The sequence below is a fragment of the Mycolicibacterium austroafricanum genome, from assembly GCF_902705885.1.
GTDB lineage: Bacteria > Actinomycetota > Actinomycetes > Mycobacteriales > Mycobacteriaceae > Mycobacterium > Mycobacterium vanbaalenii_A.
The window spans coordinates 30,310-47,914 of the sequence record NZ_CACSIP010000032.1 but is presented as its reverse complement, the minus strand read 5'-3'; the positions used below and the strand labels follow the sequence as shown (position 1 = coordinate 47,914).

The following is a 17,605-nucleotide window of genomic DNA, read 5'->3' as shown; positions in this document are numbered from 1 at the left end:
TCACATAGGGCGACAGTCGGCATGCTCACGTCGCCGACCTCAGTCTCTTCGTGTCACACGACCGCATGCAACTTGCCTCCACAATCGCCGCGCGCGGGGCGGGGAAGGTGCAAGGTATCGGCATGACAATCCGCGAGCAGGAGCACCCGCGCACCTTCTTCGGTCATCCGATCGGGTTGACCAACCTCTTCGGCGTCGAACTGTGGGAGCGGTTCTCGTTCTACGGGATGCTCACCATCCTCGGCTACTACCTCTACTACTCGGTGACCGACGGCGGGCTCGGCCTGCCGCAGAGCACCGCAACCGGCATCGTCGGCGCTTACGGCGGCCTGGTGTACCTGTCCACCGTGCTGGGTGCGTGGGTCGCCGACCGGCTACTGGGCATGGAACGCACCGTGTTCTACGGCGGTGTCGTGGTGATGATCGGCCACATCGGGCTCGCGGTGCTGCCGGGTCTGGTCGGTGTCGGCGTGGGCCTGGTGTGCGTAGCGCTGGGTTCGGGTGCGCTGAAGGCGAACGCCTCGTCGCTGCTGGGCACGCTGTACGGCAAGGGGGACCCGCGGGCCGACGGCGGGTTCACGCTGTTCTACCTCGGCATCAACCTGGGCGCGTTCGTCGGCCCGCTGCTCACCGGCCTGCTGCAGACCCGCATCGGCTTCCATTGGGGGTTCGGCGCCGCGGCCGTCGGAATGGCACTGGGTCTGACCCAGTACGTGATATTCCGGCGCAACCTGGGTGAGCACGGCCGTCACGTGCCGAACCCGTTGCCGCGCAGTGCAATCACCAAGACCATCGCGGTCATGGTTGCCGGGCTGCTGGTGATCGGCGTCGCTGTCGTGCTGGAGCTCATCACGTTGGCCAACCTGTCCCAGGTGACCACCGGCGTCATCGTGGTCGCCTCGATCGGTTACTTCGCCATCATGCTGACCAGTGCCAAGGTCACTGTGCCGGAACGCGTTCGGGTGCGTGCGTTCATCCCGTTGTTCATCGCCAACGCCATCTTCTGGTCGCTGTTCCAGCAGATCTTCACCGTGCTGGCGGTGTACTCCGACGAGCGGATGAACTGGTCGATCTTCGGCTGGACCGCACCGGCGAACTGGATCGGATCGATCGAACCGGTGTGGATCATCGTGCTGTCGCCGGTGTTCGCGATCGTCTGGACACGGCTCGGCAAACGGGCGCCCACCACACCACACAAGTTCGCCTACGGCGTGATCGGTATGGGCCTGGCCTTCCTGTGCTTCGTTCCACTGGCCGGTATCTCCGCGGTGCCGGCGCTGCTCGTGATGGCGATCATGGCGGTGTTCGCGGTCTCCGAGCTGCTGCTGTCGCCGATCGGCCTGTCGGTGACCACCAAGTTGGCGCCGGATGCGTTCCGCGCACAGATGATGGCGCTGTACTTCTTCTCGGTGGGCCTCGGGACGGCCATGTCGGGTGTGCTGGCCGGTTACTACGAGCCGTCCCGCGAGGTTGCCTACTTCGGCATCCTCGGCGGGGTCGCGGTCGCCGCCGGCCTGGTCGTGTTCGTGATCGCAGGGTGGATCAGTCGCCAGATGGAGGGTGTGCACTGACTCTCATCCCAGTGAACACTTTCTCGATTATGTCTAGCAAAATGTCGGCGGGGGTGCGACTGTAGGGGCGAACAGGAAGGATCTCGATGGCTGTCGAGCAACACGTCACCTACTGCCGGATCTGCGAAGCGCTGTGCGGGATGATCGCCACCGTCGAGGACGGTCGCCTGCAGTCGCTGCGCCCCGACCCGGACAATCCGCTGTCGCGGGGCAGAGCGTGTCCGAAGGGCGTCGCGTTCGCTGATATCCAGAACGACACCGACCGGGTGCTCGCACCGCTGCGCCGACGCGCGGACGGCACTTTCGAGCAGGTCAGCTGGGATGACGCGCTCGACGACATCGCCGGCCGGCTCACCCGTATCGTCGCCGAACACGGCGGCAGCGCGGTCGGACAGTACTTCGGCAACCCGATCGCCTTCGGCTACGCCACCGGTCTGTGGTCGGGGATGTTCCTCACCCGACTGGGTGGTCACCACCAGTACTCGTCGGGTTCGCAGGACATCAACTCGCGTTTCGTCGCGAGCAAGCTGCTCTACGGAGCGGCCAGCCAGATCCCGTTTCCCGACCTTCCCCGCACCGATTTCCTCTTCATGCTGGGCGCCAACCCATTGGTATCGCATGGCAGCGCAGTCCGCTCACCGCGGATCAGAGATGACCTGTCGGCCATCACCCGCCGCGGCGGACGTGTGGTGGTGGTGGACCCGCGGCGCACCGAAACGGCGCGCGCCTACGAACATCTGCCCGTGCGGCCGGACTCCGACGCGTGGTTGCTGCTGTCGATGCTGCAGGTGATCTTCTCCGAAGATCTCGCCGACACCGATGCACTGATCGCACAGACGACAGGCTGGCAGACGCTGCGCCACATCGCCGCCGGCTTCCCGCCCGAAGACACCCAGCCCCGTACCGGCGTCGACGCCGAAGTGCTCCGCGGTATCGCCCGCGATTTCGCCACCGCCGGCAGCGCGGTGGCCTACGGACGGACCGGGGCGTGTCTGGGTAGGCACGGCACCCTGGTCAGTTTCCTGCTGGACGCGCTGAGCATCGTCACCGGCAACCTCGACCGCGAAGGCGGAATGCTGTTCTCCCAGGCTGTGATTCCGTTGGAGGACATGGGCGAGAAGGCGGGAAGATTGACGTACAACAGCGCCCGCTCCCGCATCGGGGACCTGCCCGAGGTGATCAGCACCTATCCGGCCGCGTTGATCGCCGAGGAGATCATCACCCCCGGCGACGGACAGCTGCGCGCACTGTTCGTCACTGCGGGCAACCCGGTGCTGACCGTGCCCAACGGGCCGATGCTGGAGAAGGCGCTCGACGAACTCGATCTGCTGGTCTCGCTGGATCTGTATGTCAACGAGACCAATCGTCACGCCGACTACGTGTTGCCTGCCACCACGTTCCTGGAGCGTCACGACGTGCCGTACAGCTTCGCCAACTGCTCGCCGACGGTGTTCATCCAGGCGGCTGAGCCTGTGTTCGCGCCATACGGCCAGGCGCGCAACGAATGGGAGGTGTTCGACGAGCTCGCCCGCCGAATGGGCTTGTCCCTTTTCGCCGCCGGTCCGCTCGAGCGCTTCAACGCCGTCCTGCACTGGCTGGATCGGCATGGGATCGGCCGCATCACACCCCGGCGGCTGGTCGAGCTGTTGATGCGGATCGGGCCCTACGGCGACCGGTTCGGCCTGCGGCGCAAGGGCATCAATCCGCGCAAGCTCAAGGCCAACCCGCACGGCATCGTGCTGGCCGAGCATGCTCGTACCGGGATCCGTGCCGCAGCGGTCAGGCAGCCCGAGTCCAAGGTCGTGCTGGCGCCCGAGGAGATCCTCACCGAGGTGTGCAGTCTCGGCGATCGCCACCCCGACGACCCCGACTTCCCGTTGATGGCGATCGGTATGCGCGAGATGCGCTCGCAGAATTCGTGGATGCACAACAGCCCGACGCTGATGAAGGGCAACCGCCGTCATCGCGCCAGGATTCACCCCGCCGACGCGGCCGCAGCGGGGCTGTCGGAGGGCGCGACCGTGCGGATCACCTCGCCCCACGGGGCGATCGAGACCGAAGTGCACATCACCGACGAGATGTCGCCGGGCACCGTGGCGATCCCGCACGGCTGGGGACACCAGGGTGGTTGGCAGCTGGCCAACCGTGCCGGCGGTGCCAACGTCAACGAGCTGACCTCCAACGACGCCGCCGACCTGGAGCGCCTGGCCGGCATGTCGGTGCTCAACGGTGTGGCGGTGCGCATCGAACCGATCGCGGACCTGCTCAGTCGGTGAGGTCGATCCTGGCCACCGTGGTCAACTCGCCGTCTTCGCGGGGCTGCTCGAAGATCACGTCGGCGCTGCGACCGTGGGCCTGCAACGTCGCGATCGTATTGCCGAACAGCGGGCCGCTGAGGTTGCGCCACGACACCGGCAGCGCGGCAGAGCCGTGACTGCGAGCCCATCGCCGGGAGAGCCTCGCGAGCCGCGGTGACCAGCCGAGCCTGAAGGCCGGTTTGACGTAGGTCGGCACGTAGTTGTGCACGGGCGAGCACACCAGCTGATGCACCCGGCCGGTGGCCGCTTGGTCGAAGTCGGCGCGCGCGGCATAGCTGTGGTGCACGTCGCCGGACAACACGGACACGGTCGCAGGTCCGTGCTCCGGTTGCGCGGCCGCGCCGACGATCAGATTGCTCAGCCGCAGAAACGATTCCATGAACGCCGGCCAGTGCTCCAAGTCCGCTGCCTGGCGGATCTTCTCGCCGAGCCGTCCGCGCACCCCGCCGCGGCCGGCGGCGATCTCGTTGACCGTCTGCAGATCTGCCAGCACCGGGGGTAACAGCCACGGCAGCGAGGAGCCGATGACGAGGTGGTCGATCGTATCCAGGTCGTCGTTGACCTGCGCCTCCAACCAGCTGAACTCGCCGTCGCCCAACATCTTTCGCGCACCGCCGTCGAGGATCCGGGCGTTTCTCGAGTCGACCACGACGAGACGGCTGCGCCCCAGATCCCAGCGGTAGCTGAAGCGCAGCCCTTTGCTGCCGTCGACCTCGGTGTCGGCGCGGTCGGCCAGGTCGACCAGATGAGGCCAGCAGTCGCCCTCGGCGGCCAGCACCTTGCGGTAGTCATCGTCGGTGGCCAGCTCCTGTGGACTCAGGTTCCCGAGATGCTGGTAAACCCAATACGATCCGAGACCCGCGCGGATGCGGTCGCGCCACCACGGTGTCTTGTCGACCTCCGCGCGCCACGTCGCGGAGGTGTTCCAGTCGTCACGGATGTCGTGATCGTCGAAGATCATCGCCGTCGGCAGCGTCGACATGATCCACCGGATCTCCGGATCACCCCAGGTATGCCGGTAGAGGCCCTCGTACTCGTCGAAGGTCACCACCTCGTCCGGTGGCCGCCGGCCCCTGGCCCGACGGCCGGCCAGGTGGCGGCGTGCCTGCGGGGTGAGTTCGTCGGCGTACACCTGATCGCCCAGCAGCAGCAGTGCGTCCGGCCACTCGTCGATCGGCAACGCTGTCAACCGGGTGGCGTAGCTGTCCAGGGCATCCACCCCGAGCTTGGTGTCGAGCGCTTCGTCACCGGTTTTCGGGTAGCGGCAGGAGCCGAAGATCACCCTCAGCCGGTCTGCGTTGTCCGGACCTCTAGTCCTGATCACGCTCGGTGGGAAGTGGGAGTCCGGTTCTGGCCAGACCAACACGTCGTCGAGGCGCACTTGGTACTCGGTCACCGAGTCCGGGGTGAGTCCCTGCACCGGTACCAGCGCATAGTGGTGTCCCTGCACTTCGAAAGTCCTGGCGGTGCAGCCCAGCACCGCCACCTCGGCCGGTGCATCAGTCTGCACCCACACCAGGGCGGTGGTGTCACCCACGTGGCGCAGAATGGGACCCAGCACAAGTGTCACCGGCCCAGGCTAGAGGCCGAGTGCCGGGCAGCAGTTTTCAGGATCGGCTGGGTTTGTCCTCCACCAGGCCGGTCTGGATTCCGCACCGCACTGACCGGGCAGATCTGAGAATCGCGCAGACGCTTCGGATGTTTGCTGCGGGGTGGTAGGTTTTCCTCAACTCTGGGGGGTCAACGTGGCCAGGTGCGATAGACAACGCAGTCCGATCCGTCCGGGGCCAGGCCTCTACGCCGGTGTCGCGCTGCTCGGGATCGGGATGAGCCTGGCCGTCGGCCCGGGCGTCGCCGCGGCAACCCCGTCGGAACCGTCGGGCGCGTCGCAGTCCGCCGAGACGTCGGAGCCGACCAAACGCGCCGACACCGCCTCCCGGGCACCCGGCAAGGACGCGGGGGAAGCGCGGGACGCTGAGCAGTCTGACGACACCGAGACCGCCGTTGCCGACGCCGACGCTGATGTTGCCGACGCCGACGCCGACGCCGACGCCGACGCCGACGTTGCCGACGACACCGACGCCGACGCTGATGTTGCCGACACTGACGCCGACCCCGACGCCGACGTTGCCGACGACCCCGCTGCCGACGAACCGGATCGCACGGGCGAGGAGCTCCGCCAATCGAGGAAGTCCGCGCAGCCGGCAGCTCACCTCGCCGAACAAGCAGCCCACGAACCGACCACCGACAGACCAGCCGCCACCGAGAGCGCGCCCATCGAGCCGCGTGCGGCGGACGAGGCCGTGTTGCCCGCCGTGACACCACCGACCCGGGAGCCGGCCACGGCGGCCGTGGCGCTGCGTGGCCCCACCCTCGAGGAGCTGGTCAGCTCCCGGCCCGTCACGGTCAACAGCATCGTCACCGACGTGCTCACGTGGGCCGGGGTGCGGCCGCTGGCCGACGATCTGCCCATTCCCGCGGCGCCGGTGTCCGCGCTTGTGCAGTCGCTCTGGCTTGCCGTGCGCCAAGCGCAGTACGTGCTGAACAACCAGCGGCCCACAACCCACGTAGCCACGTCGGGGCCGGGTCCCGACGGTGTGCTCACCGGCCGCCTCAACGCCGTCGACTTCGACGACACCACGCTGACCTACACCGTCAGTGCGGCACCCGAGCGCGGCAGCGTTGTCGTCGATGCGCTCGGCAACTTCACCTACACCCCGGACGCCGGCTCACCTCTTCGCGGTGACCGATTCACGATCACCGTGGACGACACCGTCGGGAACCCGTTCCACGTGCACGGACTGCTCGGCCTTCTCGGCATCACCGGCCCCACCGAGGTGACCATCGTCGTCGCTGCGCCGGCCTCCGCCAACCGTGACGACCTGGCGAGCATCGGCTTCACCGATCTGCTCTCACGCGAGGACGTGTCGGTCGTTGCCGACGCCACGGGTGGCGTCGGCATCATCGACGGCCGTTTCACCGACACCCTGGTGAGGTCGGCGGCCGACGCCGCCGCGGTGATGAACTCGGTGGCGCCGGCTCTCGGTGCCGCAGCGGGATTCGCCGATCCGTCGGCCATCACCGTCACTCAGGCAGGCGCAGGGGATTACCGCGAGCATTTTTACCAGCTCAACGAGACCATCGCCGGTATCACCGTCGTCGGCAGTGAAGTGATTCTGGTGACCGATTCCCAGGGCGCCGTGACCAGTCTGTTCAACAACTATCTCGGGCTGGCGGCGGGGTTCGACGTCACGCCCCATGCCGCGGTGGACACCGACACCGAGGTGCACCTGATCGCCGGCAGCGCCTACCTCGGCTCCACCGACCCGGAGGACCTCGAGTCCTTCATCGCCCGAGTCACATTCGCGAACCAACTCGTCGTGTACCGGCACGAGGACACCGATCCCGGACTGGCGTGGCAGGTGATCGTGCAACTCCCCGACACCGGCGACCTGTCACCCTCCGGCGCAACGTATCTGATCCGTGCCGCCGGTGAGGACGCCGGCGACATCATCGTCGCGATTTCGAACGCTCAGGATCTCACCACCACCAACGTCGCGACGGACTGGCTCGGCGAGCAGCGGACGATCACCGTCGACTCCAGTCGGGTATTCATCTTCACCAGTCGAAAGATGGCCGACAGCATCCGGAACATCACGACCTACAAGACGTCCTACGGTTTCTTCGGTCTCGGCGGCCCGGTACTGCCCGGCTCCGTCGTCAAGCGCGGCTGGTTGTTCGGCTGGGACCGCTCCGCGGTCTCAGCGCACGCCAACACCGCCGTCGTCTACGACTACTTCGTCGACGTTCTGGGACGCACTTCGTTCGACGGTGCCGGCGCGCTCATCGAGGTCAGCATCCGGTACAGCCCGTACAGCTTGGCCGGTAGCTACGCCAACGCATTCTGGGACCCCACCCGACAGCAGTTCGGTTACGGCAACAGCGGTTACCTGCAGGCGGCGCTGGACATCGTCGGACACGAATTCACCCACGCAGTCGTCAGTTACGTGGTCGGCACGGGAGGGTCGGTGCTCGACTACGGCGAGTCCGGTGCTCTCAACGAGGCCTACGCTGACGTTCTCGGGGTGTTGATCGAGGGGAAGTCGGGCGCTGGGCGGTGGCTGCTGGGGGAGGACTCCGACTACGGGATCGTCCGCAATCTCGCCGACCCGACGTCGGTGGTCACGGTGTACGGCCCCCACCGCGATCATTATTCGACGCGCTACACCGGTACCGGTGACGACGGGGGCGAACACATCAACAGCACCATCTTCAGTCACGCCGTCTACCGCATGATGACGGACACCGCCACCAGCGGAGTTTCCGACGAAACCTGGGCAAGGGTGTTCTACCACTCGCTGTACCGGCTGAGTCCGGGTGCGCAGTTCACCGACGGACGCGCCGCTGTGCTCAGTGCCGCGAGCGCACAGGGGCTGACCGCGCCGCAGCTCGCCGCGATCGCCGACGCATTCGACTCGGTCGGGATCCTGAGCACCGCAGCATCATTGGCCATCGCCGCCTGACTGGTCCACCAGCACCGAGCCTTCGGGTCGATCGCCGATCGTCTGGAGTGCGATCTCGGTGCCGGCGGCGGTGAGCCGGATGATCTGGGCCAGTTCGCCGGGCGCATCACACTGCACGTAGTGGTCGGCACCGGGGACCACCCAGTAGCGGTTGTGACCGGGGCTGTGCTTCAGATAGGTCTGCCACACGTGGTTGGCGACCCGCAGTGGCGCGACGCTGTCGTGAAGACCCCAGATCAGCGTGATGTCGACGTCGATAGTGGAGAGCCGCTGCAGCCAGCTCGCCTCGTCGGCGGCACGCTCGTGCAGGTACTTGACCGTGTCGGGCAGCACGTCGATCCCATCGTTGTGTGCGAAACACCGCGCCAACGCCGCGATCTCGGGATCCTGCGGGGTGCGCCTGGGCATGAACGTGGTGATCCCCAGGCCCGCGGCCAGCATGTCGGGCGAGGCAGCGGCGGCGGTGGCCCGGCCCGTGGCCTCGTCGAGCAGCGCCTCCTGGAAGGCGGTCAGGTTGGCCAGCGGTAGGAAGATGTTGGCATTGGTGAGGAAGACATCGTCGGGCAGGGCGTCGGCGCCGCGGTCGGCCAGCATGGCCAGCGTGATCATCCCGATGCTGCTGCCGCGGTCATGGGTGATCATCCGATACCCGCGCAGCTGCCAGACCTCGGTGATCAAATGCACCAGCAGCCGCGCATCGTCGTAGAGCGAGTACACGTGAGGGTGCGGCGGCTTGTCGGACAGCCCGTAGCCGGGGAAGTCGACAGTGAACACGTCGAACTCGGCGCCCAGTTCATCGACCAGCGCGTGGTAGTCGATGCTCGAGGTCGGGAAGCCGTGTACGCACACCAGTGCCGGCGCACCGGGGGTGCCGCAGCGGCGGGTGAACACCTCGACCTCTGCCCCGTCGTTGGCGGGCGTGGTCGACTTCCAGCGCAGCCGCGTTCCGCCTTGGAGCCACTCGTCGAAGATGTCCACCCGTGAAAGCTAACGGAATTTCAGTCCGGTGACTGCAGATAGGCGACCAGCGCGTTGGTCAGGCCACGGCGGGCTACGTCGAGATCGGCGTAGGAACCCAGCTGGCGCTCGGAGACCAGTCCGCGCATCGCGCCGGGAATCAGCGTGGCGACCTCCCGGACCCGCTCCGGGTCGATATCCAGACCCGTGAATGCGTTCCGGCAGGTCTCCAGCCACGACTGGCCCCACGAGTAGAGTTCGGCGGCCGTGTGGGGGTACAACCGCTCCAGCTCGGCAGGGTCGCGGGGGAGCGCGGCCCGCAGGTTCTCGATCGCGCGGGAATCCGGCTCTGCCAGACCGTGATACAGCGTGTCGACGATGCCCGCCACGCGAGCGCGCAGCGGCGCGCTTTCGTCGACGGTGGCGAAGGTCTCGGCGCGACGCTGCGCAGTCCGGTGCAGCACCGCGGCCCAGAACCCGTCGGCGTCCCCGAACTGGTACTGCACCGCACCCCAGGTGGCGCCGATGTCCTTGGCGATCCGGTTGGCCGAAACGGACCCGGGATCACCCGACGCGAGCGAACGCAGAGCGGCCTCGAGCATGTTCTCGCGGGTCGCTTGGCCGCGCCGGTTGGTGCGACGCGCGGGCACCCCGGTCGGTTCGGCCACCTCGGTCATGCATCGAGGATAGCGAAAGTTTCGTAGAACCTACTATGTTTCTTTCATAGACTGCTCTACCATTCATCGAAACCGCTGCCGGATGCGAAGGGATTGTCGATGGCCAAACCGCCCCTGTCGATGAAACCGACGGGATGGTTCCAGGTCGCCTGGTCCGACGAGATCGGCGTCGGTGACGTACACCCGATGAAGTACTTCGACCAGGAGATGATCGCCTGGCGGTCCGAGTCCGGTGACCTCACGGTGATGAACGCCTACTGCGAACACCTCGGCGCGCACCTGGGCTACGGCGGCACCGTCCAAGGCGAGGTGCTGCAGTGTCCGTTCCACGGTTGGCAGTGGAACCAGCAGGGGCGCAACGTGTGCATCCCGTATGAGGACCGCCCCAACCGTGGCCGCCGCATCAAGACCTACCCGGTGGTGGAGCGCAACGAGTCGGTGTACATCTGGCACGACATCAACAGCCGCGACCCGTTCTTCGAGGCACCCGATATCTTCGCCGACTTCGGCGACGACCGCAGCGCCGCCGATTACTTTCCCCAGCAACGGCTGTTCCGGCAGGGCCTGCAGATGCACCCGCAGTACGTCCTGGAGAACGGTGTCGATTTCGCCCACTTCAAATACGTGCACAACACCCCGATCGTGCCGGTGTTCACGCGCCACGACTTCGACGGACCGGTGTCCTACGTCGACTTCACCATCACCTTCGAAGGCGACGACGGTCAGAAGATCGAGGACATCAACAGCGGTGTCGAGGCGATCAACGGCGGGCTCGGCATCGCGGTGACCAAGAGCTGGGGGATGATCGACAACCGGACCATCTCCGCGATCACGCCGGTCGACGAGTCCACGTCCGACGTGCGGTTCATGGTGTACATCGGCCGGCCCGCCGGACCGTCGGCCACCCGGGACCCCGCGCGGGCCGAGGCCAAGGCACACGAGTTCGGTGCCGAGGTGATCCGGCAATTCAGCCAGGACATCCACATCTGGGCGCATCAGCGGTACTCCGACCCGCCGGCTCTGGCCAGCTCGGAGTTGGAGGGGTTCACCGCGATCCGCCGGTGGGCGATGAAGTTCTATCCCGACGGCAGGGGCGGAAGCGCCGCCGAACTGGCCGCTACCGACAGCAGATGACCACTTCAGAAAGGCGCATGATGAGTCCTATCAAGGTGTTCCAGGTCGCCACCGGCAACGTCGGCTCCGAGATGATCAAGCGGATCGCCACCCAGCCCGACGTCGAACTCATCGGCGTGCACTGTTATTCGCCGGACAAGATCGGCAAGGACGTCGGTGAGCTGGTCGGGCTGGCGCCCACCGGCGTGACGGCGACGGGCACGATCGAGGAGATCATCGCCGCGAAACCCGATGTGCTCACGTTCCACGGAGTCTTCCCGGACGAAGACCTCTACGTCCGGGTCCTCGAGGCCGGAATCAACATCGTCACCACCGCTGACTGGATCACCGGGTGGCACCGCGACCGCAACCACCCGCACCATTCCGGCAAGCCGGTGACCCAGCTGCTCCAAGAGGCCTGTGAGAAGGGCGGTTCGACGTTCTACGGCACCGGCATGAACCCCGGCGTCAACCAGATCCTCGGCGTCGTGTGCTCGGCGGACGTCGCCGAGATCGAGAACGTCACCACGATCGAGTCGGTGGACGTGTCCTGTCACCACTCCAAGGACACCTGGATCGAGGTGGGATACGGTCAGCCCGTCGACGACCCGGCGATCCCGGGGAAGCTGGAGAAGTACACCCGGGTGTTCGCCGACAGCGTGCTGATGATGGCCGACTGCTTCGACCTGGTGCTCGACGAGGTCAAGTTCAGCTACGAACTCGGTGCCTGTACCAAGGATGTCGACCTGGGCTGGTATCAGCTGCCGAAAGGCTCGCTGGGCGGCAACTACATCAAATACCAGGGCATCGTCGACGGGGTACCGCGCGTCGAGACCCATCTCGAATGGCAGATGACACCGCACACCGATCCGAGCTGGGACATCAAGGGCTGCTACATCACTCAGATCAAGGGTGACCCGAACATCTACAACAAGCACATGATCTTCCCGAAGCCGGGCGTCGATCTGTCCGACCCCGCCAACTTCGCGTCCATCGGCATGACCGTCACCGGGATGCCGGCGCTGAACTCGATCAAGTCGGTGGTCGCGGCACCGCCGGGGATCGTCACCAGCGCCGACCTGCCGCTGCGGGGATTTGCCGGCCGGTTCAAGCTCTGAGGACGCCGAGTCGGGACCCTCGCGCCGACATCGACATCACGGCTGTGACTGGCGTGACGCCAAACGTTTCGAGCAGCCCTCATGTCGATCTGGCGCGCGGGTTGTGCGTCGTTGGACGTCGTGACCGCCCCACGCGGCGCGTCATCAGGTCACTGCGAGATCGCCAACCGGACACGAGGATCGATAGGTTGATTGACAGCCACTCCCGCAGCCTCGGTGCAGAAGTGTCACCACCAAGAACCCTCGAAGTGTCACCGATGTCCTGACGCAGAACTGTCACCGATGTCTTGAGACATGGCAGTCCCAGCGGAGCGTTTTTGTCGGTGGTCGAATGTATGTTCGAGGTATGTCGGGGACGGAATTGCGGGAGGCGGTGTCGGCGTTGCGGGCTGCCTTTGATGCGGTGGCCGCTTGCGATGTTGACCTGTTGACCCGTGCTGAGCTGATCGAGCCGCTCGATGAACTGGAGACGTTGTGGTGTCAGCTGCCCGCGGTGCGGGAGCGGCTGCTGGCCCGGTTGCAGCAGGAGAGCACCCCCAAGCAGATGGGGGCCAAGTCGTGGAAAGAGGTGCTGGCGATCCGCTGGCGGATCTCCCACGGCGAAGCCAACCGTCGCCTTGGCGAGGCGGCGGTGCTGGCGCCGCGGCGGTCGTTGACCGGCGAGCCGATGCCGGCGGCACTCCCGGCGACCGCGGCCGCCCAGGCGTTGGGACTGATCACCGCCGAGCATGTCGCGGTGATCCGCCATGCGGTGGCCAAGTTGCCCGGTTTCGTTGACGCCGCCACTCGTGGGCAGTTCGAGGTCGATTTGGTGCGGACTGCGGTGGGGGTGGGGCCCAAGGACCTCAAGGACACCGCGGCGCTGAGGTTGTTTCTGCTCGATCAGGACGGTCCGGTCCCTGATGACGCTGATCGGGTCCGTTCCCGCGGGTTGTCCAAAGGCGGCCAGCAACGCAACGGCAACATTTCGGTACGAGGGGAGCTGACCCCGGAGGCGTGGGCGACTCTCGAGGCGATCTTCGCCAAGTATGCGGTGCCGGGGATGTGTAACCCCGACGATGAGCAGCCCTGCACCTCGGGCACGCCGTCACAGGCCCAGATCGACAACGATCACCGTAGTCTGGCTCAGCGCCGCCACGACGCGCTGGTCGTGGTGGGGCGGATCGCGTTGATGAGCGGCCTCGGCGATCTCAACGGGTTGCCGGTCTCGATCATCATCCGCACCACCTTGCAGGATCTGGAATCCCGCGCCGGGGTCGGGACCACCGGTGGGGGCACGGTGATGCCGATCGCCGAGGTGATCCGGATGGGCGCCCACGCCAACCATCACCTGGCGGTGTTCGACAAAGCGACCGGCTCAGCGCTGGCGTTGTTCCGGGCTAAACGGGTCGCTTCCCCGGCGCAGCGGATCATGCTGATCGCCCGCGATGGGGGCTGTACCAAACCGGGCTGCATTGTGGGTGCTTACGGCTGCCAGGTCCATCACGCCGCCGCGGACTGGGCTGGCGGCGGTAACACCAACGTCGATGAGATGGGTTTGGCGTGCGGGCCTGATAACCGCGCGGTGGACGCCGACGGCGGCTGGCGCACCGAGATGAATGAGCGCTGCGAGGTCGAATGGATCCCGCCGCCGCCGCTGGACACCGGCCAAACCCGCCTCAACACCTACCATCGCCCCGAACGACTCCTGCGCCCAGAGGAGCCGTCACCCCCACAATCCGACACCACCGGAAACACCGAACCTGACGAGGTGACCCGCGGCGACGCTGCCGGCGAGCCCGAACCGATCAACCCCGAACCAGCAGAACAAGCCGACACCGCCGAACCCGGCCAACCCGGCGGACCCGCACCACCCGAAGACCAAGCAGCCTGACCGCCATCTTCACCGACCCAGCCCCGCCGATCACCATCGGGGTGGGGAAGTGGCGCCTGGTGTTCGCGGCGCTGAAAAATGCTGTGAGCAAATACTTTACGGCCACAGCATGGTTCGGCGAGTTCGCCAGGTTCACCGAACCCCGGCACCGCCGGCGCCGGCGGTCAAACGCGGTCGCCGATCGCCTGTTGCATGCCTCGGGTCGCGAGCTGATCGGCCAGCTCGTTGTCGGCGACACCGGAATGACCTTTCACCCAGAACCATTCGACTCGGTGCAGCGCGCAGGCGATTTGGAGCCGCTTCCACAGATCCACGTTTTTCACCGGCTGCTTCGCCGCTGTCTGCCAGCCGTTGCGTTCCCAGCCGAGCACCCACTTGGTGATGCCGTTTCGGACATAGGTGCTGTCGGTGTAGAGATGCACCACCACCGGCCTGGTGAGCGCCTCGAGCGCCATGATCGGCGCGGTCAACTCCATCCGGTTGTTGCTCGTCTCACCGGAATCGCCGCCGAACATCTCGCGGACGTGCTGGCGGTGACGCAGCACCGCACCCCAGCCGCCGGGTCCGGGATTGGGTCGGCACCCGCCGTCGGTGTGGATGACCACGACATCATCGCTCACGCGTTCAGTCCACCTGCGCCTGTCGGAGCAGACGAACAGCTTTCGACCCCACACCGTGAAGAGCGAGCAGCGTATCGAGGTCCGCCGGCAGATCCGCAACGGTGCGGTAACCGGCGTCGATGAGCGCACCGGTCGCCGGCCTGCCAACCCGGACGCCGTCGAACACGGAGCCGCGGTCCGCGGATTCGGTCATGCGCCGAGAATAGGCAATCGAGTCGAGCAGTCGGCTCAGCGACGCGCCTCGGCAGCCCGGACGGGCACCGACATCATGGCTGTTCGCACCGACATCCCGAGATCGTGATGCCGCAGCGTGGTGATCCGGCGCCCGGGTTGCACCGCGGCCTTGACCGGGGCGGCGCGGTCACCGAAGAACGAGGCAGTTGCGTCGATGTCCGCGACGACGTAGGTGACCCCCCAAAGAGTCGAGGGACCCTCGCCCGCCGTCTGCGGCGACCCCACGACCTCGACGATCACCTCGCCGAGCCGGAAGAAGATCTGGCGGATCGGCCGTCCGCCGAGTTCACCGTCGCGCTCTCGGCGTGGCTGCAAGCCCACCGCCGCCAGCGACTCGACCGTCCGTTCCAGATCAGGTGAAAGCAGCACCACGTGGTCGATTCCGATGACGCCGTTGGGGTGCGTGGCCGGCGACGCCGGGGCCGCGTCCGATCGCGTTGTCGGCACTCCGTCGAGGTCGCGCAGCGAGCCGTCAGTCGACAGGCCGCGCAACGACCACCCGATGATGCCGGTGCCGCGGCCGCGTCCGACCAGCTTGATGCCCACGCCACCGACCCGGCAGGTGTCCACGCCGGAATCGACTGTGAACCCGGCCCGCGTCCAGGCGTCCGCCGGGTCAGCGACCTCGATCTCGCCGACAGCAACAGTCATGAATGTGGTGTACCCGCTCTGCTCGAGCGCCTCTGCAGCAGCACCGACACCGTCAGCACCGCGACCCCGGCCAGTGCCAGCAGGGCACCCGCCGCGGCGGGAGCCGTGTAGCCCAGACCCGCTGCGATCACCAGGCCACCCACCAGTGCGCCGGTGGCGTTGCCGACATTGAGCGCCGAATGGTTCAGCGACGCAGCCAGGGTCTGCGCGTCGTGGGCGACGTCCATCAACCTGGTCTGCAGCGCCGGGGCGACCGCCGAGCCCGCGGCTCCGATCGCGAAGAGCAGCACCAGCGCCGCCCACGGATTGTGGGACGCGACGCTGAACGCGGCGAGCGCGGCACCCAGCGCGCCCATCGACAGATAGAGCGCCCGGATCACCGAGTGGTCGGCCAGCCGACCACCGACCAGGTTCCCGACGACCATGCCGAGGCCGAACACCATCAGCGCCAACGGAACCAGCGCACGCGATAGTCCGGCCACGTCGGTCATCGTGGTGGCGATATAGGTGTAGACGGCGAACATGCCACCGAAGCCGATCATGCCCACCACCAGCGCCAACCACACCTGCACACGGCGTAGCGCGCCGAGTTCGGTCATCGGGCTTGTGGACGGCATGAACCGCAACTGGAACGGAAGCCAGAACCACAACGCGGTCACCGTGATCACGCCGACGCCCACGACCAGACCGAACGCAGCGCGCCAGCCGAGCGTCTGGCCCAGCCACGATGCCATCGGCACACCGAGCACCGTGGCGATGGTCAGCCCGGACATCACGTGGGCGACCGCCTTCGCGCGATTGCGCGGACCCATCAGGTGCGCGGCGACCATCGCGGCGACACCGAAGAACGCGCCGTGTGGCAGGCCCGCCAGGAACCGGGCGGCGATCAGCGACTCGTAGGACGGTGCCAGCATGCTGGCCAGGTTGCCGACGGTGAAGACCGTCATCAGCCCGAGCAGGAGCCGGCGCCGCGGCATCCGTGCAGTGACCGCGGCGATCAGCGGGGCGCCGACCACCACTCCCATCGCGTACGCCGAGATGACATGTCCGGCAGTTGGTTCGGATACGCCCAGGCCGCTGGCAATGTCCGGCAGCAAGCCCATCGCCACGAACTCGGTGGTGCCGATGCCGAATCCGCCGAGCGCCAGCGCCAGCACGGCGAGCCAGCGCACCACCGGGTCGGGTGCCACCACCGATACGGGTCCGGCGGGTCGGTCCAGGGTCGCGGTCACAGTGCTCGAAGGGCGTGGGCGGTGGGCTTGCCGAGCTGAAGAGCGACCTCGGCCAACCGGCGGATCCGATCCCAGTCGCGGTTGCGCACGGCGTCTGCCGGTGTGAGCCAGTCCGCGCTGACGCATCCGACGTTGGATACCGCCAGATAGCCCGTCAGTTGCGCGGCGGTGATCCCGCCCGAGGGGCAGAACCGGGCAGCGGGCACGAATGCTGCGAGCGCCCGGAGGTATTGCACACCGCCGACAGCGGTGGCGGGGTGCAGCACCATGTCGGTGTAGCCGTCCTCGAGCAACTCCATGGCTTCGGTGGCGGAGGTGACCGCGGGTAGATGCGGCAGTTCGGTCTCGCGCATCGCGGTCCGCAGCGGCGCACCGCCGCCCGTGGCGATCAGGAACTCGGCACCTGCCGCGCGGACTCGTGCCGGCTGGTCGACGCTGTCGACCCCGCCGGCACCGACGATGACTTCCGGCGCCTCGGTCGCGATCAGTTCGATGGCCTGCAGTGATCCGGGTGAGTCGATCGCCACCTGGACGAGCGGCAATCCGGCCGCGGTGAGTGCCCGGGCGATGGGCACCGCGACGGACGCATCAGATGCGTCGCGCACGCTGATCACGGGCATCACCGGGGCGACGTCCAGCAGCGATCTCGGCTCGTTCATCAGATCAACGGTAACCAGGGTTAACGTACTTCTCAATCTGACTTAAGCATTTGAAATGC

General features: G+C 66.8%; 14 protein-coding genes. 6 read left to right on the top strand and 8 right to left on the bottom strand.

Annotated elements, in window-relative coordinates; all coding sequences use genetic code 11:
- Positions 1-122 precede the first annotated feature (122 nt).
- Together BEMPMBAN_RS20360 and BEMPMBAN_RS20355 are read left to right on the top strand one after the other, a co-directional pair.
- The gene (locus BEMPMBAN_RS20360; protein WP_159233066.1) at positions 123-1,571 is read left to right on the top strand and encodes a peptide MFS transporter; all 1,449 of its coding nucleotides are present in this window, start codon (positions 123-125) and stop codon (positions 1,569-1,571) included.
- A gap of 86 nt (positions 1,572-1,657) precedes the next feature.
- Positions 1,658-3,847, top strand: a complete 2,190-nt coding sequence (locus BEMPMBAN_RS20355; RefSeq protein ID WP_159233065.1) for a molybdopterin-containing oxidoreductase family protein — start codon at positions 1,658-1,660, stop codon at positions 3,845-3,847.
- Here the strand turns inward: BEMPMBAN_RS20355 and BEMPMBAN_RS20350 are convergent.
- The gene (locus BEMPMBAN_RS20350; RefSeq protein WP_159233064.1) at positions 3,837-5,459 is read right to left on the bottom strand and encodes an alkaline phosphatase D family protein; all 1,623 of its coding nucleotides are present in this window, start codon (positions 5,457-5,459) and stop codon (positions 3,837-3,839) included. The genes BEMPMBAN_RS20355 and BEMPMBAN_RS20350 overlap by 11 nt on opposite strands.
- 175 nt (positions 5,460-5,634) lie before the next feature.
- On the opposite strand from BEMPMBAN_RS20350, the gene BEMPMBAN_RS20345 reads away from it, so the two are divergent.
- A complete protein-coding gene (locus tag BEMPMBAN_RS20345) occupies positions 5,635-8,412 on the top strand; it encodes a M4 family metallopeptidase (protein WP_234897601.1) in 2,778 nt (925 codons plus the stop codon).
- On the opposite strand, the gene BEMPMBAN_RS20340 is transcribed toward BEMPMBAN_RS20345, so the two are convergent.
- Both BEMPMBAN_RS20340 and BEMPMBAN_RS20335 read right to left on the bottom strand, forming a co-directional pair.
- A complete protein-coding gene (locus BEMPMBAN_RS20340; protein ID WP_159233063.1) occupies positions 8,392-9,390 on the bottom strand; it encodes an alpha/beta fold hydrolase in 999 nt (332 codons plus the stop codon). The genes BEMPMBAN_RS20345 and BEMPMBAN_RS20340 overlap by 21 nt on opposite strands.
- Positions 9,391-9,410: 20 nt before the next feature.
- Complete coding sequence (locus BEMPMBAN_RS20335) at positions 9,411-10,046, bottom strand: TetR/AcrR family transcriptional regulator (RefSeq protein WP_200846058.1); 636 nt, start codon at positions 10,044-10,046, stop codon at positions 9,411-9,413.
- 99 nt (positions 10,047-10,145) lie between these two features.
- Between BEMPMBAN_RS20335 and BEMPMBAN_RS20330 the strand changes: the two genes are divergently transcribed.
- From BEMPMBAN_RS20330 to BEMPMBAN_RS20320, 3 genes are all read left to right on the top strand, one after another.
- On the top strand, positions 10,146-11,180 hold the full coding sequence (locus BEMPMBAN_RS20330) for a Rieske 2Fe-2S domain-containing protein (RefSeq protein ID WP_159233062.1): 1,035 nt from the start codon (positions 10,146-10,148) through the stop codon (positions 11,178-11,180).
- Positions 11,181-11,197: 17 nt separating this feature from the next.
- Positions 11,198-12,277 (top strand): NAD(P)H-dependent amine dehydrogenase family protein, encoded by a 1,080-nt coding sequence (locus BEMPMBAN_RS20325; protein WP_159233082.1) that lies wholly within the window; start codon positions 11,198-11,200, stop codon positions 12,275-12,277.
- Between the two features lie 331 nt (positions 12,278-12,608).
- Positions 12,609-14,150, top strand: a complete 1,542-nt coding sequence (locus BEMPMBAN_RS20320) for an HNH endonuclease signature motif containing protein (RefSeq protein ID WP_159233061.1) — start codon at positions 12,609-12,611, stop codon at positions 14,148-14,150.
- A 164-nt stretch (positions 14,151-14,314) separates the two neighbouring features.
- Here BEMPMBAN_RS20320 and rnhA read toward each other — a convergent pair whose 3' ends face one another.
- Genes rnhA through eda form a run of 5 tightly spaced genes read right to left on the bottom strand, consistent with a single transcriptional unit; the run spans position 14,315 to position 17,546 of the window.
- Positions 14,315-14,770 carry a ribonuclease HI gene (gene rnhA, locus BEMPMBAN_RS20315; RefSeq protein ID WP_159233060.1) on the bottom strand — a complete coding sequence of 152 codons (456 nt, stop codon included), beginning with the start codon at positions 14,768-14,770 and terminating at the stop codon, positions 14,315-14,317.
- A 4-nt stretch (positions 14,771-14,774) separates the two neighbouring features.
- Positions 14,775-14,963 (bottom strand): helix-hairpin-helix domain-containing protein, encoded by a 189-nt coding sequence (locus BEMPMBAN_RS20310; protein ID WP_159233059.1) that lies wholly within the window; start codon positions 14,961-14,963, stop codon positions 14,775-14,777.
- 35 nt (positions 14,964-14,998) lie between these two features.
- A complete protein-coding gene (locus BEMPMBAN_RS20305; protein ID WP_159233058.1) occupies positions 14,999-15,655 on the bottom strand; it encodes a VOC family protein in 657 nt (218 codons plus the stop codon).
- Positions 15,652-16,887: an MFS transporter gene (locus tag BEMPMBAN_RS20300; RefSeq protein WP_159233057.1), complete on the bottom strand. Its 1,236-nt coding sequence runs from the start codon at positions 16,885-16,887 to the stop codon at positions 15,652-15,654. Before BEMPMBAN_RS20300 ends, BEMPMBAN_RS20305 begins: the two co-directional genes overlap by 4 nt.
- Positions 16,884-17,546: a bifunctional 4-hydroxy-2-oxoglutarate aldolase/2-dehydro-3-deoxy-phosphogluconate aldolase gene (eda, locus tag BEMPMBAN_RS20295; protein ID WP_159233056.1), complete on the bottom strand. Its 663-nt coding sequence runs from the start codon at positions 17,544-17,546 to the stop codon at positions 16,884-16,886. The genes BEMPMBAN_RS20300 and eda overlap by 4 nt, the downstream gene beginning before the upstream one ends.
- Between the last annotated feature and the right edge of the window lie 59 nt (positions 17,547-17,605).